The sequence below is a fragment of the Solirubrobacter deserti genome (genome assembly GCF_027587175.1).
Taxonomy (GTDB): Bacteria; Actinomycetota; Thermoleophilia; order Solirubrobacterales; family Solirubrobacteraceae; genus Solirubrobacter; species Solirubrobacter deserti.
The window spans coordinates 15,707-35,055 of the sequence record NZ_JAPCID010000057.1; the positions used below are offsets into that span (position 1 = coordinate 15,707).

General features: G+C 71.4%; 22 protein-coding genes. 8 read left to right on the top strand and 14 right to left on the bottom strand.

Features of this window, described 5'->3' with window-relative positions; translation table 11 throughout:
• Positions 1 to 180: 180 nt before the first annotated feature.
• On the top strand, positions 181 to 1,770 hold the full coding sequence (locus OJ962_RS28365) for a glutamine synthetase III (RefSeq protein WP_270006763.1): 1,590 nt from the start codon (positions 181 to 183) through the stop codon (positions 1,768 to 1,770).
• Here OJ962_RS28365 and OJ962_RS28370 read toward each other — a convergent pair.
• A complete protein-coding gene (locus OJ962_RS28370; protein ID WP_202951967.1) occupies positions 1,745 to 2,347 on the bottom strand; it encodes a response regulator in 603 nt (200 codons plus the stop codon). The genes OJ962_RS28365 and OJ962_RS28370 overlap by 26 nt on opposite strands.
• 193 nt (positions 2,348 to 2,540) lie before the next feature.
• Between OJ962_RS28370 and OJ962_RS28375 the strand changes: the two genes are divergently transcribed.
• Positions 2,541 to 2,924, top strand: a complete 384-nt coding sequence (locus OJ962_RS28375) for a response regulator (RefSeq protein ID WP_202951968.1) — start codon at positions 2,541 to 2,543, stop codon at positions 2,922 to 2,924.
• Here the strand turns inward: OJ962_RS28375 and OJ962_RS28380 are convergent.
• Both OJ962_RS28380 and OJ962_RS28385 read right to left on the bottom strand, forming a co-directional pair.
• Positions 2,896 to 5,067 carry a PAS domain-containing sensor histidine kinase gene (locus tag OJ962_RS28380; RefSeq protein ID WP_202951969.1) on the bottom strand — a complete coding sequence of 724 codons (2,172 nt, stop codon included), beginning with the start codon at positions 5,065 to 5,067 and terminating at the stop codon, positions 2,896 to 2,898. The genes OJ962_RS28375 and OJ962_RS28380 overlap by 29 nt on opposite strands.
• Positions 5,068 to 5,088: 21 nt before the next feature.
• Positions 5,089 to 5,235 (bottom strand): hypothetical protein, encoded by a 147-nt coding sequence (locus OJ962_RS28385; RefSeq protein WP_202951970.1) that lies wholly within the window; start codon positions 5,233 to 5,235, stop codon positions 5,089 to 5,091.
• A 188-nt stretch (positions 5,236 to 5,423) separates the two neighbouring features.
• On the opposite strand from OJ962_RS28385, the gene OJ962_RS28390 reads away from it, so the two are divergent.
• Positions 5,424 to 5,603, top strand: a complete 180-nt coding sequence (locus tag OJ962_RS28390) for a hypothetical protein (protein ID WP_270006764.1) — start codon at positions 5,424 to 5,426, stop codon at positions 5,601 to 5,603.
• A gap of 117 nt (positions 5,604 to 5,720) precedes the next feature.
• On the opposite strand, the gene OJ962_RS28395 is transcribed toward OJ962_RS28390, so the two are convergent.
• The 11 genes from OJ962_RS28395 to OJ962_RS28440 form a co-directional block, all read right to left on the bottom strand.
• A complete protein-coding gene (locus tag OJ962_RS28395; RefSeq protein WP_202951972.1) occupies positions 5,721 to 6,014 on the bottom strand; it encodes a putative quinol monooxygenase in 294 nt (97 codons plus the stop codon).
• Entirely contained in the window at positions 5,993 to 7,147 is a 1,155-nt protein-coding gene (locus OJ962_RS28400) for an XdhC family protein (protein ID WP_202951973.1), read from the bottom strand. Before OJ962_RS28400 ends, OJ962_RS28395 begins: the two co-directional genes overlap by 22 nt.
• Before the next feature lie 2 nt (positions 7,148 to 7,149).
• Complete coding sequence (locus OJ962_RS28405; RefSeq protein WP_202951974.1) at positions 7,150 to 8,034, bottom strand: amidohydrolase family protein; 885 nt, start codon at positions 8,032 to 8,034, stop codon at positions 7,150 to 7,152.
• Entirely contained in the window at positions 8,031 to 9,008 is a 978-nt protein-coding gene (locus OJ962_RS28410; protein WP_270006765.1) for a vWA domain-containing protein, read from the bottom strand. The genes OJ962_RS28405 and OJ962_RS28410 overlap by 4 nt, the downstream gene beginning before the upstream one ends.
• 80 nt (positions 9,009 to 9,088) lie before the next feature.
• Positions 9,089 to 9,937 (bottom strand): AAA family ATPase, encoded by an 849-nt coding sequence (locus tag OJ962_RS28415; RefSeq protein ID WP_202951976.1) that lies wholly within the window; start codon positions 9,935 to 9,937, stop codon positions 9,089 to 9,091.
• Complete coding sequence (locus OJ962_RS34275) at positions 9,930 to 10,937, bottom strand: xanthine dehydrogenase family protein molybdopterin-binding subunit (RefSeq protein WP_202951977.1); 1,008 nt, start codon at positions 10,935 to 10,937, stop codon at positions 9,930 to 9,932. The genes OJ962_RS28415 and OJ962_RS34275 overlap by 8 nt, the downstream gene beginning before the upstream one ends.
• A complete protein-coding gene (locus tag OJ962_RS34280) occupies positions 10,938 to 12,284 on the bottom strand; it encodes a xanthine dehydrogenase family protein molybdopterin-binding subunit (protein ID WP_202951978.1) in 1,347 nt (448 codons plus the stop codon).
• Complete coding sequence (locus tag OJ962_RS28425; protein WP_202951979.1) at positions 12,281 to 12,742, bottom strand: (2Fe-2S)-binding protein; 462 nt, start codon at positions 12,740 to 12,742, stop codon at positions 12,281 to 12,283. The genes OJ962_RS34280 and OJ962_RS28425 overlap by 4 nt, the downstream gene beginning before the upstream one ends.
• A complete protein-coding gene (locus OJ962_RS28430; protein ID WP_202951980.1) occupies positions 12,732 to 13,403 on the bottom strand; it encodes an FAD binding domain-containing protein in 672 nt (223 codons plus the stop codon). Before OJ962_RS28430 ends, OJ962_RS28425 begins: the two co-directional genes overlap by 11 nt.
• A gap of 2 nt (positions 13,404 to 13,405) precedes the next feature.
• Positions 13,406 to 14,044 carry a fumarylacetoacetate hydrolase family protein gene (locus OJ962_RS28435; protein WP_202951981.1) on the bottom strand — a complete coding sequence of 213 codons (639 nt, stop codon included), beginning with the start codon at positions 14,042 to 14,044 and terminating at the stop codon, positions 13,406 to 13,408.
• Complete coding sequence (locus OJ962_RS28440; protein WP_322101345.1) at positions 14,041 to 14,847, bottom strand: FadR/GntR family transcriptional regulator; 807 nt, start codon at positions 14,845 to 14,847, stop codon at positions 14,041 to 14,043. The genes OJ962_RS28435 and OJ962_RS28440 overlap by 4 nt, the downstream gene beginning before the upstream one ends.
• Between OJ962_RS28440 and OJ962_RS28445 the strand changes: the two genes are divergently transcribed.
• The 5 genes from OJ962_RS28445 to OJ962_RS28465 all read left to right on the top strand — a co-directional run bounded on the left by OJ962_RS28445 (position 14,813) and on the right by OJ962_RS28465 (position 19,333).
• The gene (locus OJ962_RS28445) at positions 14,813 to 15,553 is read left to right on the top strand and encodes an amino acid ABC transporter ATP-binding protein (RefSeq protein WP_202951983.1); all 741 of its coding nucleotides are present in this window, start codon (positions 14,813 to 14,815) and stop codon (positions 15,551 to 15,553) included. The two genes, OJ962_RS28440 and OJ962_RS28445, sit on opposite strands and share 35 nt — an antisense overlap.
• A gap of 15 nt (positions 15,554 to 15,568) precedes the next feature.
• A complete protein-coding gene (locus OJ962_RS28450; RefSeq protein ID WP_202951984.1) occupies positions 15,569 to 16,483 on the top strand; it encodes a glutamate ABC transporter substrate-binding protein in 915 nt (304 codons plus the stop codon).
• A 12-nt stretch (positions 16,484 to 16,495) separates the two neighbouring features.
• On the top strand, positions 16,496 to 17,149 hold the full coding sequence (locus OJ962_RS28455) for an amino acid ABC transporter permease (protein ID WP_202951985.1): 654 nt from the start codon (positions 16,496 to 16,498) through the stop codon (positions 17,147 to 17,149).
• Positions 17,146 to 17,940 (top strand): amino acid ABC transporter permease, encoded by a 795-nt coding sequence (locus OJ962_RS28460; protein WP_202951986.1) that lies wholly within the window; start codon positions 17,146 to 17,148, stop codon positions 17,938 to 17,940. Before OJ962_RS28455 ends, OJ962_RS28460 begins: the two co-directional genes overlap by 4 nt.
• Before the next feature lie 94 nt (positions 17,941 to 18,034).
• Positions 18,035 to 19,333, top strand: a complete 1,299-nt coding sequence (locus OJ962_RS28465) for a hypothetical protein (RefSeq protein ID WP_202951987.1) — start codon at positions 18,035 to 18,037, stop codon at positions 19,331 to 19,333.
• Positions 19,334 to 19,349 lie beyond the last annotated feature (16 nt).

Consider the following 19,349-nt stretch of genomic DNA (forward strand, 5'->3'; position numbering starts at 1 on the left):
GTCCTTCTAGACCCGCTCCCCGGTGCGGGGGAGACGCTCCCACGTGCGGGGGAGGGACGCGTTGCCCCACAACGCGTAGGTCACGTATACCGGTCAAGTTCCCCCCTTCCGCCCGCCCTCCGGAGCCGCCCCGTGAACCGTCCGTTCGACCTTGACGCCGCCCGCCGGCGATCCCGCTGTGTGATCGCCGAACCGGCGTCGTACGCCTTCACGACCGCCGCGCAGCGCGAATGGCTGACTCCTCGCGGGTTCTCGCTGCTGCAGTCGGCGATCGTGGACGGCCACGGGCTCGGCGAGGACCTGGCGCACGAGGTGGCCCGCGCGCTGCGCGGCTGGGCGGCGAGCCGCGGCGCGACCCAGGTCGCGTTCCGGGTCCACGCGCTCGCCGGTGAGCCGGCCGAGTACCGGCTCGAGCTCCCCCGCCTGACCGGTCAGGACCTGGTGGGCGGCGCCCACGCCACGCCCGCCCGCGGCCGGCTCACCTGGGACCCGGCCAGCGCGGCGTTCATCCGCGTCGACGGGCGCGGCGCGACGCTGTGCCTGCCGTCCGTGCTGGCTTCGGCCGACGGGGAGGCGCTCGATCACCGGCTGCCGCTGATGCGCTCCGAGGACGCGCTGGCCGCGGTCGCCGCCCGGGCGCTGCGCCTGCTCGGCGGCGGCGCGCGTGAACGCGTGCTGCCGACCGTGGCGCTCTCGCGCGCGTTCGAGCTCGTCGACGCGCAGCCCGGGGAGCCGCGCGGCGTCGCCGAGCGCGTATCGGGGTGCATGATCGAGGCCGAACGCGCGCTCGACCGCGTCGCCGCGGGCGTGCGGATCGGCGGCCAGGTGCTCACGGTGCTGCCGGCCGCGACCGGGCTCGCCGCCGACCGGCTGACGCTCGCGCTCGAGGTGCTGGCCGACGTCGCGCCGCGGTACGGGCTCACGCTGCGCGCCGGCGCCGCCGGGCCCGACGCGTGGTCGCTGATGGCGGGCGCGCACGGCAACCTGCTCGCGCCCGGCTCGACACCGCGCGCGCACCTGCGCTTCGCGTTCTTCGCCGCCGCCGTGGTCCGCGCATTCGCCGCGCACCCGGGCCTCGTCGGCCGGCTCGACCTCGGCCCGGACCTCGACGCCGTCCTGGCCGCCCTCGCGCGCGGCGAGCTGTTCGCCGGCAGCGACGAGGAGCGCGGCTGCGGCGCGCCGCCGCTCCCGCGCGTCGCCGGCCGCGCGACCGCCTACGGCTTCAGCGGCGCCGGTTTCGCGCTCGGCGCCCTGGACCCGTTCACCAGCACCGTCGTGAACACCATCGTCGCCGACGCGATCATCGAGCAGGTCCGCTCGGTGCAGGCCTGGCTGACCGCGGGCGAGGACTTCGAGCCGGCCGTCCGCGAGGTCATCGCGGACGCCTACCGCCGCCATCGCCACGCCGGCCGCACGCTCGTTCCCGACACGGCGACGCGCGTGTTCGCCGAGCACTCCGTGATGTCCGCGCGTGAGCTGGAGGCCCGCCGCGCCGCGCGCCTGCGCGACGAGGCGCGCGAGGCGGTCGAGCGCGCCCGTGCCTACGTGGCGCCCGCCGCGATCCTGCGCCGCGCGCGGCTGTCCCCGCCCCGCACCCGCGAGGCGTCCCGCCAGGCGGCCGAGATCGACGAGGCGCTGCGCACCGTCCAGGCCGCGTCACGGGCGCTGGACGCGATCGTCGCCGCCGGCGACACGAGCGCCGTGCCGCCGCTGCTGGCGGACCTGCGCGCCGCCGCGCAGCGCCTCACGCCGGCTCGAACAGAGAGTTGATCAGGCCGATCGCGACGGCCTGGGCGGACGTGCGCGCGCCGAGCTTGCGGCGTACCTCGGTGGTGTGCGACTTCACGGTCTCCTCGCCGATCCCCATCTGCTCGGCGATCTCCTTGCGCTCCAGGCCTTGAGCGAGCAGCCGTAGCACGGTCAGCTGCTTGGGGGAGAGCTCCTGGAAGTCCCGGCCGTCCGCGCTGGCCGCGAACGCCGGTGATGTGAATGAGCGCCCGCGCGACGCGAGCAGCACCGCCTTGAGGAGGTCCCCGGGGGAGTCGCCCTTGGAGACGACACCCTGCGCGCCGGCCGCGAACGCCCGCTCGGCCACGCCGAGCTCGTCCAGGCCGGTGTAGAAGACGACGTCGACCGCCGGCAGGTCGGCCCGGATGCGCCGGCACAGCTCGAAGCCGTCGATCGCCGAGCCCTCTAGCGCCACGTCGAGCACCGCGACCCGCGGCGAGTGCTCGCGGCAGGCGGCGATCGCCTCCTCCGCGTCGTGGGCGTACGCCACCACGTCCACCTCGGGACGATTGTGGAAGAGCGTGCGCAACCCGAGGACGACCATCCTGTGGTCGTCCACCAGGACAACGGGTACGGCAAGGGCGGAGGACACAGCGACCTATCCGATGGTAAACCGGCGGCATCGAGCGCTGCTGGACGCTCGGTCCGCGTGCGGACATCCTGTCCAGTCGCCGAACGCCGTGGAAAGGCTCACCCGCACGGGGGAGGCGCGTGATCCGGCCCGCGCAGCAGGGCGATACTCCGGATCGACGATGACTGCGCCGACACGAGTGCTGGTGGCCGACGATGAGCCGCTGATCCGATTGCTGCTACGGCACACGCTCGAGCGCCGGCCCGGCCTGGAAATCGTGGGCGAAGCGGCAGATGGCGCCGAAGCGCTCAGCCTGATCGAAGCCCTGCAGCCGGACATCGTGGTCCTGGACCTGTCGATGCCCGAGCCGGACGGGCTCGAGGTGACACGGCGGTTGCGCGCCGCCCGCAACGCCTGCGGGATCGTCGTGTTCTCGAGCACGACCGGCGCCGAGCCGGCCGTGCTGGCCTGCGGCGCGGACCGGTTCGTGGACAAGGCGGCGGGCGTCGAAGACGCGGTCGACGCGGTCGTCGCCCTCAGCGCGCTGCGGGGACCCGGAGGCTGAACACCGAGCCCCTGCCGGGGCCCGGCGAGGCGGCTTCCAGCCGGCCGCCCAGGCGCTCGAGCATGCGGCGCGCCACGGCGAGGCCCATGCCGGTGCCCTCGGCCGCCGTCGGGCCGCGCTCGAAGAGCCCGAACACGCGCTCGAGGTCCTCGGCCGTGAGCCCGACGCCGTTGTCGGCGACGCGGATCTCGACGTCCTCCGCCGTCACGGTCGCGACCACCTCGACGCGCGGCACCACGTCGGGACGGCGGTACTTGATCGCGTTGGCGATCACGTTCTGCAGCACGAGCGCGACTTCGGTGCGCGGGACCAGGACCTCCGGGAGCGGCTCGTGGACGACCACCTCCGCGGACGCCTCGGCCGCGGCGGCGCGCAGCGCGTCGACGGCGTCGCGCACCGCCACCGCGACGGGGACGCGCTCCGCCGGGGCGCCCCCGAGCGCCACGCGCGCCACCTGCATCAGAGAGCGGATCTGCCCGCTGAGCCGGCTGGCGGCCGCGTCGATGTGGGTCATCAGCTCGCGCTCGTCGGGCTCCAACCGCTCGCCCGTGGTCGCGATCAACGCCCCCGCGCTGAGCTGGATCGACTGCAGCGGCTCCTGCAGGTCGTGGCTGGCGGCGTACGCGAACCGCTCCAGCTCGGCGTTGGAGCGCTCCAGCTGCGCCGCGCGCTCCTCCAGCGTCCGCTCCGCCGCGTCGAGGTCGGTGATGTCGCGGATCAGCGCGAGCGACCCGCGCCAGTGGCCGTCGAGCAGCGTCAGCGGCGCCATCGAGACCTGCGCGGGGAAGTGCGAGCCGTCGTGACGCAGGCGGGACGACCGGACCGTCAGGGTGCGACCGCGGTGGACCTCGGCGAGCTGGGACTCGAACAGGGCGCGTTCGTCCTCGGGCACGACCAGCTCCGCATAGCTGCGGCCGATCGCTTCCTCGGCGCGCAGACCGAACATGGCCTCGGCCCCGGGGTTCCAGGTCGCGATCCGGCCCTCCTCGTCGCGCGCCACGATCGCGTCCGGCGCGGCCTGCACGAGCGCGGCCAGCTGCGCCTGATCGGCTTCGGCGCGCCGCAGCTCGGACACGTCGGACGCGATCACGCCGATCGCCTCCGGCTGCCCGTCGGGCCCGGGCAGCGGGAAGCGCGTGACGACGAACGCGTAGTCGCGGCCGCTCGGGCCGGTGAAGTCGAGCGAGAACGTCATCGGGACCCCGGCGGCGAGCACCTCGCGCTCCTGCGCGCGGCTGAGCGCGGCGACGTCCGCCGGGAACATCTCCGAGTCGAGCCGGCCGATCATCTCCTCCGGTGTGCGGTCCCCACCGCCGCGGTTGGTCAGCAGGTAGCGGCCCTCGAGGTCCTTGAGCGCGATCGAGTTCGGCGCGTGCTCGATGATCCGGTCCAGCAGCCGCTGCGCACGGAGGCGGTCGCTGACGTCGAGCACGGTCATGGCGGCGCCCGTGATCGTGCCGCTCGGGTCCCGGATCGGGGCCGTGCTCACCTCCACCTCGAACCGTGTTCCGTCGCGGCGCTGCGCGACGGTTCCACGCCGCAGGATGCCCTTGGCCGCGACTGCCGCGAACAAGGCCTCGGCGCCCAGCCGGTGCTCGGGCACCACGAGCTCGTCGCCGCTGCGGCCGACGATCTCCTCCGCGGGCCATCCGAACAGGCGCTCGGCGGACGGGCTGAAGAACAGGATCGTGCCGTCCACGTCGACGCCCAGGATCGCCTCGGCGGCGGCGTCCACGATCGCACGTAGGCGGGCGGCCTGGGCCTCGGCCCGCACGCGGTCGCTCACGTCGCGCCCGACGGCCACGATCCCGGTCACGACGCCGTCATCGTCCATCAGCGGCGACAGCGTGACCTCGGCGGAGAAGACGGACCCGTCCCGGCGAAGCAGCTCCATGACGGCCGGCTCCGGCACCCGCTCGCCGGCCGCGAGCCGGGTGGCGAGCTCGCGCGAGCGCTCGCGCTCCGGCGGCGAGGAGAGCTCGCTGACGTGGCGGCCCGCGAGCTCGGCCGCCGCGCTGCCGAACAGCCGCTCCGCCGCCGGGTTGACGTAGCGCACGCACCCGTCCAGCCCGGACACCACGACCGCGTCGGGAACGCTCGCGGCCACGGCGGCGAGCATGGTGGTCAGGGCGGGCTCGGCCACTCGCCCAGGATACGAACGCCGTCAGGCGTCGTGGGCGAGCTCGTGGTCGCGCGGGAGCAGCGACGTGAGCAGCCGGAAGATCATGCTCGGCGTGCTCGGCCACAACTCGACGGCGTCGGGGAGCAGCCACACGCCGCCGTCGGTGTCCAGGACCTCGAGCCGGCGCACGGCCCGTGGACTCGGGCGCCGACGACCACACCGCTTGCACCAGCCAGTGCTCGCGCAGGCCCGCGATCAGCGCCCGTGCCCGCTCCGCGCCGGCGGCACGCACCGCCAGCACGCGCGCGTGGCCTGCTCGGCCGCGGCGAGGGCCTGCGCGCCGGCGTCGCACGCGGCGCCGCATCGCCTCCGCGTCCGTGCCGGTGTGGGCCGAAGCGGCGCCCCCGAGGCCGGCGGCGGACCCGGCGACCAGCGACAGCGAGGCCGCCCACGCGCCGCAGCACTCGGCGATCGCCGCCGCGGCCCCGGGCGCTCCGGCCGCTCCCGCGGCGGTACCGCCGGCGGCGTCGAGCCCGCCGCTCAACGCCGCCACCTGATCGGCGAGGGCCGTCTGACGCCCGCTCGCCGTCTGGAGTTGTCCTGGGTCTACTTCGATCCGGGGCACGGCTCCTGAGCCTTGCACCGCGAGCTGCGGCCCCCCGAAACGCCGAGGTTCAGTCGACCATCGGCGCGTAGAACTCGCGCTTGCGCTCGAGCAGGCGCGGGATCGCGTCGCCGAAGCCGAGCCGCTGGAAGTGCTCGGTCTCGGTGTGGGCGGTGTATGCCGCCTCGTCGACGTACTGCTCGTAGATGAAGAACTTCGTCGGGTCCTCGGGGTCCCGGTTCGGGATGTAGACGAGCACACCCTCCTCGGCGCGCGAGGGCTCGACCAGCTCGGACAGGCAGCGTGCGACTTCGTCTTCCTCGCCGGGCTTGGCGATCCAGGTCACCGCGACGGTGTAGGCCATGCTTCCCTTTCGTTCTGAGTATCCGCGTGACGGATCGGCCCTTCGGCCTCCCGCAGCGGCATGCCGTGTCGCCCAGCTCGGTGGGCGATGATCTCGGCCAGGACGGCGACCGCCGTCTCCTCCACGGTGGAGGCGCCGATGTCCAGCCCGCAGGGCGCGAAGATGCGGTCGATCTCCTCGTCGGTCACGCCGACGTCGCGCAGCCGCCGGTTGCGGTCCGCGGTCGTGTTGCGCGAGCCGAGCGCGCCGATGTAGCCGGCCCCCGTCTTCAGGGCGGCCTGCACGGCGGGGACGTCGAGCTTCGGGTCGTGCGTGAAGATCAGCACCGCGTCGCGCGGGCCGAGCTCGACGCCGTCGAGCACCGCGTCGGGCCAGCCGACCTCGGTCTCCGCGGCGGCGCTGAAGCGGCGTGACTTCAGGAAGGCCGAGCGCGGGTCGGCGATCGTGACGCGGTAGCCGAGGCCCTTGGCCAGCGGCGCGAGCGCGCTCGAGAAGTCGATCGCGCCGAACACGACCATCCGCGGCGGCTCGGCCTGAATCGAGTTGTAGACACGCAGGCCGGAGCCCAGTGAGGCGCCGTCCGCGCCGAAGTCGCGCAGTGACGAGCGGCCCTCGGTGAGCAGACCCTGGGCCTCGCGCGCGGCGTTCTTGTCCAGCAGCTCGCCCTGGCCCAGCGACCCGATCACCCGCTCGCCGTCGACGAACAGCTTCGCGCCCGCGTGTTCGCCGTCGAGCAGCGTCACGAGCCCGGCCGGCGTGTGGTCGATCGTCGACTGCAGGTCGGCGAGCACGGCCTCGTGGTGCTCGGGGCGCAGCTCGTGGATGAAGATGTGCACGATGCCGCCGCACATCAGCCCGACGGTGCCGGCGAGCTCGTCGCTGATCCCGTAGGTGACGAGCTGCGGGGCGGCATTGCTCTCCAGCATCTCCATGGCCGCCGCGGCCACGGCGCCCTCGACGCAGCCGCCGGTGATCGAGCCCTCGATCCCGCCCTGGTCGTCGATGTACATGGACGCGCCGACGTCCAGCGGCGAGGAACCCTCGACCTCGACGAGCAGCCCAGCCGCGACCCGCCGGCCTTCCCGCAGCCACCCGGCGACGGCGTTCGCGGTGTGCTGGACTGGACGGGTCATCTCTAAGCCTCCTCGAGCCGGTATACGCGGCGCGCGGTCCGGCCGAGCACGTCGTCCTGGACCTCCTGCGGGAAGCCGGCCAACACGCCGAACCACGCGTTCACCAGGCTAGAGAAGTCGGTCCAGAGGCTTTCCACGGGGAAGTTGGTGCCGAACATCGCGCGGTCGGAGCCGAACGCGTCGACGACCACCGTGGTGACGGTCTTGATCCAGTCCGGGTCGACGCGGTGGATGAACGTGCCCTGGCCGGACAGCTTCACGTTGACGTTGCGCAGCGTCGCCAGCTCGTGCAGGAACTCGCGCCACGGCTCGCCCTCGATCGGCATCCCCGCGTGGATGAGCACGAAGGTCACGTCCGGGTGCGCGCCGACCAGCTCGCGCACGTACGGCAGCTGGTTCGGGAACGCCTGCAGCTCGAACACCCAGCCGCGCTCGGCGATCCGCTCGAGGTTCTCGCCGAGCACGGGGTCGAGCATCGCGTCGGCGGACTTGGCGAACCGGAACGCCTCGTGCTCGTGCCAGTGCAGCTGCAGCCGGCAGCCGCGCATCCGCGGCGAGGCGGCGATCTGGGCGTCGAAGGTCTCTTCCGCGCGCGGGTCGAACAGGTCCGCCGAGCCGACGATCGCGCTCGGCCAGCCCGTCTCGTCGGCCTGCGCCTGCACCCACTTGACCTCGTCCACCGAGCGGTCCAGCGGCCAGTTCGCCTGCGTGTAGACGGACTGCGTGAACCCCGCGGCCGCGGCGGCCTCGCCGTACTCGGCCGCGAGATAGTCGCGTTTCTGCAGCGCCTCGTAGGGCCCGAAGATGCGCGGGATCATCGGCCCGCTCAGCCACGGCAGGTCCTGGACCCGCCAGATGTGGTGATGGGCGTCGACGTATCCGCTCACAGCTCACGCACCCTTTCCATCAACGTCTGAATGTCTCGCGCGCCGGCCAGCTCGATGTCGCCGAGGATCGCGGCCATGCCGCGCGTGACCGGCTCGTACTCGGGGTGAAGCGCCAGCGGCGACCACCACAGCAGCCGGTGCGACAGCCGCGCGAGCCGGTGCACGGCCGCGGCCATCTGCGCGGGGTCGCCGCGCTCGAGCCCGTCCGAGAGCACGATGACGAGCGCGCCGCGCGCCCGGTCGGCGTAGCGCGGCGTGCTCACGAACTCGTGCAGCGCCGGGCCGATCCGCGTGCCTCCGTCAGCGTCCTCGACCACGGCGCTCACCTCGGCGAGCGCGCGGGCGACGTCCCGCTGGCGCAGCTGGCGCGTGACGCGCGTCAGGCGCGTGCCGAAGGTGAACGCCTCGCAGCGCGCCGCCCACGCGAAGCGCAGGTAGTCCGGCGTGTGCTCGCGCAGGGAGCCGGACACGTCGATGAGCACGAGCAGCGGCCGCGTGCGCAGCGGGCGTCCGCGGCGGGCCAGCGTCGTGATCTCACCCGTGCGCGTCGCGTGCCGGAGCGTGCGGCGCAGGTCCAGGTGCTGGCCGCGGCGGTCGGGACGGCGGCGGCGCGACCGGATCTTCGGCAGGTGGCGATCCAGCGCGCGGCGCAGCTCGGCGAGGTCGTCGGGCGCGCCGCCGTACGCGCGCCGGTGGCGCAGCTCGTGGATCGACGCGCTCTTGCCCGTGCCCTCGCTCATCACCATCGGGGCCGCTTCGTGCTCGCCCTGCGGCTCTGGCGCCTCGGATTCGCCCTCCTCGGCCGGTGCCGGCTGCGGCGGGGCGCCGAGGAAGAACGAGGCGAACACCGCATCGAAGACCGGGATGGCCTCCAGGCGGTCGACGAGGGTCACGCGCGCGAGCCAGTAGAGCCGCTGGATGTCGTGCGGCGGGTTGTCGCGCAGGGCCGTGAGGAAGTCGACACGCCGCTCCATGCCCACATGGAGCGCCGTCACGAACTCGTCGAGTACGTGCTGGGTTTTCCACCGCTGCGGTGGAAAAGTCGCCTCGCGACTCACAGACCCAGGCTCTCGGCGTGCACGAGCACGGTCTCGGTGTCCTCGGCCTCTTTGACCAGCAGGCCGAGCGCCCGGCGCAGCGCGGTCGGCCACTCCGCGCCCTCGTCGGTGAGCAGCTTGGCCGCCTGGCCCCACTCGATCGTCTCGGCGATCCCGGGCGGCTTGATGAGCTCCAGCGACCGCACGCCGGTCACGGCGGCGACCAACGACGCGGCCGCATCCGCCGACAACCCGGGCACCTTGGCCTCGATGATCCGCCGCTCGCGCGAGGAGTCCGGGAACGCGATCCAGTGGTACAGGCAGCGCCGCTTCAAAGCGTCGTGCAGCTCACGCGTGCGGTTGGACGTCATCACCACGATCGGCCGCGCAACCGCGCTGATCGTCCCCAGCTCCGGGATGGTGATCTGGAAGTCGGAAAGGAACTCGAGCAGGAACGCCTCGAACTCCGAGTCCGCCCGGTCGATCTCGTCGATCAGCAGCACGCACGGCGTCCGCAGCGCCCGAAGCAGCGGCCGCTCCATCAGGTACGCCTCGTCGTAGAGCTCACCCACAGGCCGGCCCTCGGCCTCGCACGCGCGGATCGCGAGCAGCTGCTTCGGGTGATCCCACTCGTACAGCGCCTGCGCCGCGTCCAACCCCTCGTAGCACTGCAGGCGGATCAGCTCGCGGCCGCGCACGCGCGCGAGCACCTTCGCGATCTCCGTCTTGCCGACGCCCGGCTCGCCCTCCAGCAGCAGCGGACGGCCGAGCGTCAGCGACAGATGCGCCGCGGTGAGCAGGCCCTCGTCGGCGAAGTACTGCTCCGCCGCGAGGTCCTGCCCCAGCTGAGCGATCGGGTCAGGCACGCGCTCGCAGCTCGTCCAGCCCGCGCAGGATCGACTCCGGCGTGAACGGCATCTCGGTCAGCCGCACGCCGCAGGCGTCGTAGATCGCGTTGGCGATCGCCGGGATCGGCGCGTTGGCCGTCATCTCGCCGATGCCCTTGGCCCCGTACGGGCCGTTGGCGGCCGGGAACTCGATGATCTCCGACGTCATCTGCGCATTGTCGGCCGGCCCGGGCATGAGGTACTCCTCGAAATCCCGCGGGCCGTGCTCGCGCACGGGGTAGTAGGGCTCGGTCGTCTCGTACAGCGCGTGCGAGACGCCCATCCACGCGCCGCCCTCGATCTGCTGCCTGGCCATCGCCGGGTTGATCGCCCGGCCGACCTCGTACACGTTGTACATGTGCAGCACCTCGACGACGCCGGTCTCGTCGTCGACGGTGACCTCGGCCACCGTGCACGCGTGCGCCTGCGCCGAGTCCGGGTCCATCTTGCCCGTCTCGGGCTCCGGGTAGGAGCGCTCCTTGAGGAAGATGCCCCGGCCCGCGATCGTGCGGCCGAGCTTGAAGTGCGCGGCCAGCGCGAGGTCCACGACGTGGATCTTCTTCTCCTCGGAGCCCTTGAGCTTGATGAAGCCCGTGCCGTCGGTCTCGAGGTCCGCGGCGTCGACCTCGAGCTCCTCGGCGGCCGCCTCGAGCATCGCCTCGCGCGCCTCCTGCGCGGCCATGATCACGGCGTTGCCGACCCGGTGCGTGCCGCGGGACGCGAACGTGCCCATGCAGTGCGGCCCCGTGTCGGTGTCGGCGGTGTCGACGATGATGTTCTCGTAGGGAAGACCCAGCGTCTCCGCGGCCACCTGCGCCGCCACGGTCTTCAGGCCCTGGCCGAGATCGACCGAGGACAGCGACACGACGAAGTTGCCCGTCGTGGTCGCGTGCACGAGCGCCTGGGTCGGGTCACCGCCCAGGTTCATGCCCGTCGGGTAGTTGACGGCGGCGTAGCCCCGTCCCCGCAAAATGGCCATCTAGCGACCCTCCCTCGACGACAGCGCCCGCAGCTCGCCGGGCAACTCGTGGCCGACCAGGTCGGCGGCCTTCTGGATGACCTCGATCAGCGCCGTGCCCTCCGCGACCTTGTGGTGGGCCTTCATGTCGCCGTCGCGGTAGGCGTTGATGAGCCGCAGCGCGAGCGGGTCCATGTCCAGCTCGCGCGCGATCCGGTCCATCTGGGTCTCCAGCGCGAAGTCGCCGATCGTCACGCCGAACCCGCGCATGGCGGACGACGGCGTGCGGTTGGTGTACACGCACCAGGAGTCGATGTGGACGTTCGGGATCGTGTACGGGCCCGGCATGTGCGCCGCCGCCTTGGTCGCCGCGTACGGCGAGTGGCGTGAGTAGGCGCCGGCGTCCGCGTACAGCGTGCACTGGCGGGCGATGATGCGCCCGTCGTTCATCACGCCGTCCTTGATGTAGATGCGCTCGGCCGCGCGCGGGGAGGAGATCTGCATCTCCTCGTAGCGGTCGTAGACGTACTTGACCGGCTTGCCCGTCTGCATCGCGGCGATGCAGGAAATCGGCTCGACGGTGACGTCCACCTTGCCGCCGAAGCCGCCGCCGACGGTCCCGCCGACGACCTGCAGCTTGCCGAACGGCACGTCCAGGATCAGCGCCGTGTTGTCGAGCGTGAAGAAGCACGCCTGCGTGTCGGAGTAGATCTTCAGGCGCCCGTTGTGCTGGGGCTCGACGATGCAGCCCGTCGTCTCCGTCGGTGCCTGCTCGATCGGCCGCGACTGGTACTTGAACTCGAAGATGTGGTCGGCCTCGGCGAAGCCCTGCTCCACGTCGCCGAGGCGCACGCGCCGGCAGTGGTGTCCCTCGTACTCGAAGTAGTTGGTGCCGTGCGGCTTGAGCGGGAAGGCGTCGGGCTTGATCGCCTCCTCGACGTCGAAGATCGGCTCGAGGTCCTCGTAGGTGACCTTCACGGCCGCGGCGCCCTCCAGCGCCGCGCGCTCGCTCGTCGCCACCACGGCGACGATCGGCTCGCCCATCCACAGCACCTTCTTCTCGGCCAGCACCACCTCTTCGGGGTAGCCGACGTTGATGAGCGTGAGGATCGTGTACCAGTTCTTCGGGACGTCCTTGTAGGTCAGGACCTTCACGACGCCCTTGACCTTCTCGGCCTCGGACGTGTCCACCTCGACCAGGTTCGCGTGGTGGCGCTCGGAGCGGTGCATCTTCAGATGCAGCATCCCGGCGGGGTTGTAGTCCTCGAAGTACTGCGTACGGCCGGTGACGTGGCCCATCGCGTCCAGGCGCTGGACGGGCTTGCCGACGACGTCGAAGCCGCCGGCCTCCGTGGTGGGGGCGCTCACTTGCCCACCGCCAGGATCGCCTCGATGATGGACTCGTAGCCCGTGCAGCGGCAGACGTTGCCGGAGATCGCGGTCACCACGTCCTCCCGGGTCGGGCTGGGGTTCTGCGCCAGCAGCGCCTCCGCGGCCATGATCATGCCCGGCGTGCAGAAGCCGCACTGGGTCGCGAAGTTGTCCAGGAACGACTGCTGGAGCGGCGAGAGGCCCTCGGGCGGCGTGGTGCCCTCGAGCGTCTTCACGTCCGAGCCGTTGATCGTCTCGACGGGGACGAGGCAGCTCATCACGGCCTCGCCGTCGACGTGGCACGTGCAGGTCCCGCACGTGCCGACGCCACAACCGCGCTTGGCCGCGGTCAATCCCAGCGTGTCGCGCAGGGCGCTCAGCAGGGTCGTGCCCGGCTTGGCGATGAACTCCTCTTCGGAGCCGTTGACGGTGATCTCGATGACGCTAGACGGCATTGGTCAGAGCCCTACGGACGTGGACGGGCAGGACGCGACGGCGGTACCACGCGCTGGCGTACGCGTCGTCGAACGGGTCGGCGGCCTCGAGGGCGGCCTCGGCCGCGCCGTCGATGTCGCCCTCCGCGAGCTTGGCCTCCGCGGCGAGTGCGCGCACGGGCTCGCGCGCGACGCCGCCGAGCGCGATCCGCGTGCCGTCGCTCGCCACCGTGACGATCGACGCGCTGTTCTGCTTGCGGCGCATCGCCTTGGTGTAGAACCACTGCTCGGGGACCTTGAAGCTGACGCCGGTCACCAGGTCTCCGTTGCGCTCGATCTCCGCGTCCAGCGCGAGCAGGCAGACGGCCAGGTCGCCGTGCGGCTGGGGCGCGAACAGGTTCCCGCCGACCGTCGCCATGTTGCGGATGGTGGGGGAGGCGATCGACGCGATCGCCTCGCGCAGGAACGGCACTTCGCGCGCGAGCTGCGTGAGCGTCGTGGTGGCGCCGACGCGGACGGTGTCGCCTTCGGTCTCGACGCCGGAGAGGCCGGCCTTGCGCAGGCTGATGATCGACTCGGTCGGCGCGAGGTGGGGGAAGATGCCGGTGCAGCCGGCGACGATCGTGCCCTGGCCCATCAGGCCGAGGACCTCGTCGATGGAGGTGGGGACGTGGACCTGCATGGCTAGATCTCCACCACCGGGTTGCGCAGCACGCCGATGCCCTCGATCTCGCACTCGACGACGTCGCCGTCCTTCAACGACTGCTTCGGGTCCATGAACTCGCCGCAGCCCCACGGGGTGCCGGTGAGGATGATGTCGCCGGGCTCGAGCGTGAACGAGTGCGAGCAGAAGCTGATCAGCTCCGCGACGCCGAAGATCATCTCGCTCGTGTTGGAGTCCTGCTTGACCTCGCCGTTCACGCGCGTGATCAGCTTCAGGTTCTGCGGATCGTCGAGCTCGACCACCTGCGGGCCGAGCGGGCAGAACGTGTCCAGGCTCTTGGCCCGCACCCACTGCACGTCGGCGAACTGCAGGTCGCGCGCCGAGACGTCGTTGGCGACGGTGTAGCCGCTCACGTACGACAGCGCTTCGGCCTCGGAGACGTTGCGCGCCTCCTTGCCGATGATCGCCGCGAGCTCGACCTCCCAGTCGACGCGCTCGGTCAGCCCCCGGGGGATCTTGATCTGGTCGCCGTCGCCGATGATCGACGTCGTGAACTTGCAGAACACGAGCGGCTTGGCCGGCGGCTCAGCGCCCGACTCGCGCACGTGATCCATGTAGTTGAGCCCGATGGCCACGATCTTGCCCGGCCGCTGAATCATCCGCTCACCGCTCTTTCGACGTTCTCCAGATGCCGCAACATCGCTGCTCTGGCCTCCTCCGCATCACCCGCCGCGATGGCCGCGGCGATCTCCACATGGTCCTGGGCGCTCTGCAGGCGCACCCGCGCCAGCCGGCCCGTGCGGCGCCGGCTGGCGATGCCCATCGCGGCCACCGAGTCCAGCAGCCGGCTGAGCACCGCGTTGTCGGCCGCCCGCGCGATCAGCGCGTGCAACTCGATGTCGTTCCACATGAACGCCTCGGCGTCCTCGGAGACCGCCGGGGACGCCTCGGCGCAGCGCACCAACTCCGCCGCAGCGCTCTCGTCGATCCGCTCGGCGGCGAGCGCCGCCAGGCCGGGCTCGACGAGCTTGCGCGCCTCGAACAGCTCGGCCAGCCCCGCATCGCTGAGGGACAGCACGAGCCCAACGGGCCGCAGCAGCTTGTCGGGCTCCAGCGAGGACACGTACGTGCCGTCGCCCTGGCGCATCTCGGCCACGCCGAGCATGGCCAGCGCCCGCAGCGCCTCCCGCAGCGACGAGCGGGACACGCCCATGGTCGCGGCGAGCTCCCGTTCCGGCGGCAGGCGGTCTCCCGGCTGCAGGCGCCGCTCGGTGATCAAACCGATCAAACGGGTGGCTATCTGATCGGGCAGGCCCTCGCGAGTAACTGTGCCGAAGGCAATTGGCCCGACCATTGGGCCAGAGGCTAGCACCCCAGGTGACTGCCGCCGTACTTCCGTATAGGGTTGAAAACAGGGTGAGGGGTAAATGAGTGACCAGAATCTGGTCGAACTTCGGGGCATCCACAAAGCGTTCGGCGACAACGTCGTCCTAGCCGGCGTCGACCTCTCGGTCGCGCGTGGCGAGGTGATCGTGATCGCCGGGCCTTCGGGCTCCGGAAAATCGACGATGTTGCGCTGCGTCAACGGTCTGGAGACAGCAGACCGTGGCGAGATCACGTTCGACGGCCGTCCCGTGAAGCCGGGCAAGGGCTTGGCGTCGCTGCGGGCGGAGATCGGCTTCGTGTTCCAGCAGTTCCACCTCTGGCCGCATATGTCCGTCTTGGACAACATCGCCCTGGCACCGGTGAAGGTGAAAGGCGTCGCTCGGGACGCGGCGCGTCAACGCGCGGAGGAGTTGCTCACCCGCGTGGGGATCGCCGAGAAGGCGCATCAGTTCCCGGCCGAGCTCTCGGGCGGACAGCAGCAGCGGGTGGCGATCGCGCGAGCGCTCGCCATGGACCCGAAGCTGATGCTGTTCGACGAGCCGACCTCGGCGCTGGACCCGGAGATGATCCGGGAAGTGCTCGACGTCATGCGCGACCTCGCACGCGAGGGCATGACGATGCTGGTCGTCACGCACGAGATGGGCTTCGCCCGCGAGGTGTGCGACCGGCTGGTGTTCATCGACGGTGGCCTGATCGTGGAGGAGGGGCCACCCGCGGAGTTCTTTGCCAATGCGCAATCCGAACGCGCGCGGGAGTTCGTCGACAAGATCATCCACCACTAGGGGGAAGGGCTCAGCATGCAGGGTTTGCGTTGGTTGGGCGTCGCGCTCACGGTAGGTGCGCTGGCGTTTGCGGGATGTGGGGACGACGAGGAGCCCGCGGGGGGCGGGGCCTCAGGGGAGTCGACCCCGGCGGCGACCGAGACGGCCGCGGCCGAGAAGTTCGATCCGGCTTCGACCCTGGGCAAGATCCAGGAGAAGGGCGAGATCACGATCGGCGTCAAGTTCGACGTGCCGCCGTTCGGGGTCAAGAACCCGCAGTCGGGTGAGGTCGAGGGCTTCGACATCGAGATGGGCAAGGCCGTCGCCGCCAAGCTCGGCGTCGAGCCGAAGTTCATCGAGGCGATCTCCGACAACCGGATCCCGTTCCTCGAGGACGGCACGGCGGACCTGATCCTCTCCACGATGACCATCAACGAGGAGCGGGTGCAGCAGATCGAGTTCTCGGACCCGTACTTCATCGCGCGCGGCCGCGTGCTCGTGCCGGGTGACTCGGACATCACCGGCGTCGAGTCCCTCGCGGGCAAGAACGTCTGCACCGCGCTCGGCTCGACCTACGAGGCGAACCTGGAGAAGCAGGCGCCCGAGGCCAAGCTCAAGCTCGTCGACTCCTACTCGGAGTGCCTCGAGCTCGTGCAGAACGGCGCCGTCGACGCGGTCTCGACCGACGACGTGATCCTCACCGGCATGATCATCCAGGACGACACGCTCAAGCTCGTCGGCGAGCCGCTCACGCAGGAGCCGTACGGCGCCGGCATCAAGAAGGGCGAGACCGAGATGGTCGAGTTCGTCAACGGCGTCTTCCAGGAGCTCAAGGACAACGGTAAGTGGGCCGAGCTCCACCAGGAGTGGATCGGCAAGTACACCGGCGAGTCCGCCGAGCCGCCCACGATGACCGTCGACGAGGCCGTCGAGACGGTCAAGAACAACTAGCCCGGACCTCGTTTGTTCGACGTCCTCACCGAGTACTGGCCCGAGTTCCGCTCGGGCTTCTGGGTGACCTGCCGGCTGATCGTGGCGTCGTTCCTCGTCGCGATGGTGGTGGGCACCCTGGTGGCGGCGTTCCGGATCGCGCCCAACAAGTGGCTGCAGCGCCTCGGCGGCCTCTACGTCGAGGTGTTCCGGAACGTCCCACTGCTCGTGCTGCTGTTCATCTCGTACGCCGGCCTGCGCCGCGCCGACGTGGACATCGGCCCGTGGACCGCCGGGATCGCCTCGCTGGGGCTCTACACCGCGGCCTACGTGGCCGAGGCGCTGCGCTCCGGCGTGTTCTCGGTCGGCAAGGGCCAGATCGAGGCGTCGCTGTCGCTCGGCTTCTCCTACGCGGAGACGTTGCGCCGGATCGTGCTCCCCCAGGCGTTCCGGACCGTCATCCCCCCGCTCGGCTCGCTGACGATCGCCATGATCAAGAACTCGGCGATCATCGGCGTGTCGCTGCTCGCGCTGCCTGACATCCTCAAGCAGGCGCGCATCGTGCAGGCGCGGACGTTCGAGACCGACGTGACGTTCTTCTGGGCCGCCGTCGGCTACCTGATCCTGACCGGGGCGGCGACGCTCGCGTTCCGGTTCCTCGAAAAGCGGTTCTCGATCGCGCGATGAACTACCTCTTCAGTCCCGACAACTGGGAGTGGCTCTGGACCGGCAACAACGCCCGGTTCATCCTCGAGGGCTTCCTGATCAATCTCGAGATCGCGGTCGTGTCGATCATCTTCGCGCTGATCGTCGGCCTGATCCTCGCGCTGCTGCGGTTGTCCCCGATCAAGCCCGTGAGCTTCATCGCGGGCGCGTGGGTCGACGTCTTCCGCAACCTGCCGCTGATCTTCCTGATCCTGTACTTCGCGCTGGGCCTCCCGTCCTCGTGGAAACAGGCATGGGAGGACGCGATGCCAGGCTGGGCGCCCGAGGCGTTCCAGTCCGGGTTGGTGCTCGGCGCCTTCCTCGGGCTCGTGCTCTACAACAGCGCCGTGCTGGCGGAGATCATGCGCGCCGGCATCCTCTCGCTGCCCCGCGGGCAGGGCGAGGCGGCGGCCGCGCTGGGCATGACCCGCGCGCAGTCGCTGCGCTACGTGATCCTGCCGCAGGGTCTGCGCCGGATGGTGCCGGCCACGGTCTCGCAGCTGATCACGCTCAACAAGGACACGACGCTGGTGTCCATCATCGCCATCACGGAGGTGATGCGCCGCGGCCGGATCGTGACCTCCTCGGGCTTCTTCGTCGAGGTCCAGGCCCCGATCCTGCAGGTGTTCATCTTCATCGGCCTGCTGTTCGTGATCGTCAACTACGCGCTCTCACGGCTCTCGCGCCGGTTGGAGATCCGCGAGCGCAAGATCACGGGCACGAAGATGAAGCGCGTGAGCGGCGTCGAGGACGTCGCCGTCGAAACGGCCTGAACCTTCTCGGCGCGGCTCCGTGTGGGGCCGCGCCGCGATGCGGTTTGCGCATCAATCGTGACTGCGCAGGGATGCGCGAGTAGGTTCGCCCGCCATGAGAGCCCTGATGGTGTCCGCGCTCGTCCTCCTCGTCTGTGCGGCTCCGGCCGCGGCGGACATCACGCGTCTGGCCACGGTCCCCGGCACGATTGTGGACGCCGCGCCGGATCGGGTGCTCTATCTCGAACGCCCGACGCAGCGGCTGATGGTGCAGGAGGTCGCGGGCGGCGCGCCCACGGCGGTCCCACTGCGCCCCGGAGGGTTCGCGACCGCCAACGCGAAGCTGATCGACGGCGGCGTCGTCTACGTCGCGCGGGATGGCGAGGCGCGCCTGTGGCTGGACTGGTGGCGCGGCGACGTGCTGCGGACAGCGGGCGCGTTCGGGCACACCCCGTTCTCGGTCGCGGGCGACTTCCTGCTGTGGAGCTCGGGCTCAGGGCTCGCCCGCACCCGCCTGTCCAGCGGACGCACCGACTACCTCACCCACAACTACCGCGCGAGCGGCGGCAACGCCGTCGCCGCGAACGGCGACGCCGTGTTCGCGACGCTGGACGGCGCACTGCACTGGCTGCGGGACGGCCGCATCTCGCGGATCGGGCGCGTCGGTTGGACATGGGCGTCGCAGCCCGTCTTCGACGGTACGGCCGTCGCCTTCCGCCGCACTGCGCCGTGCTGTGAATCCCCGAGCTTCATCGCCTACGGGGACGGCCCGGGCGAGATCATCCAGGACACGTTCCGGGAGGGCCCGGCGCCGCAGCCCGGCGTCGACTACATGGTCAACAACGGTTGGATCGCCTTCACGCGCCCGGCCGACCGGACGCGGCCGACGAGCCCGCTGCGCGTGTGGACGCGCGATCCGCAGGGGCGGCTCGACCTCGTGCACCCGGAGGCCGCGCGCCTGCAGGGCATCAGCCGCACCGGGCAGGTGCTCTACCGGGTCGGCAGCGAGTCCCAGCTGGTGGCGCGCGGCGAGCGGCCGTTTCGGCTGCCGCATGCGGTGGACCGCGCGTTCTGGGCGGATGGTCGTTGGCATCTGATCACGGGCGCGACGGTCTCGCGGCTCGACGTCTCGACCGAGCTTGTCCGCGGCCCCGACCGCGTGACGCCCAACGCGATAGCGCTGTTCGAGCTCGCATCCTCGGTGCAGGGCGCACGGTACGAGTGCCGGCTCGACGACCGGCCCGCCGCGCCGTGCTCCGCCGATCCGCGCTTCGACGATCTCGCCTTCGGCACCCACACCGTCACGGTCACGGCGATCGATCCGGAGACGGGGGAGCGTGACGCCACCCCGGCGACCTACACCTGGGTCGTCACGCCGCCGTCCGTCGGGCCGGAAGAGCCGTGCTGCACGTGACGGGCGGCCCGCCGGC